1 protein-coding gene is annotated in these 258 nt (G+C 53.1%); it reads right to left on the reverse strand.

Annotated features, from left to right (window positions below):
* Positions 1-194: hypothetical protein (locus QP381_RS09180; protein ID WP_285068712.1), on the reverse strand; the 194-nt coding region annotated here is incomplete at its 3' end.
* Positions 195-258 lie beyond the last annotated feature (64 nt).

The raw sequence follows: 258 nt of genomic DNA on the forward strand, positions 1-258 counted from the left end.
CTTTGGAGGGGGTGGAGGGCGCCGTCGACCTCTGCGTTTAGAGTGAAGTTATTGCGCTCCCAAAAAACTTTTGGGGAATCGACGTGTGCCTGTGTGGCAACAAGCAGATCGTCACTGGGACCGGCTTGTGCACTGGTCCAGGGGATACACAGAGCGCTGAATGCGGCAATCGCTGAAATAAACTTTGTGCGCATAGGAGCCGTTTCTAATAATGCGAATGGTTGTCATTAGCGATTGTCTGTTATGGGGGCGGCTTCG

Source organism: Pauljensenia sp. UMB6358 (genome assembly GCF_030216865.1).
GTDB classification, from domain to species: Bacteria; Actinomycetota; Actinomycetes; order Actinomycetales; family Actinomycetaceae; genus Pauljensenia; species Pauljensenia turicensis_A.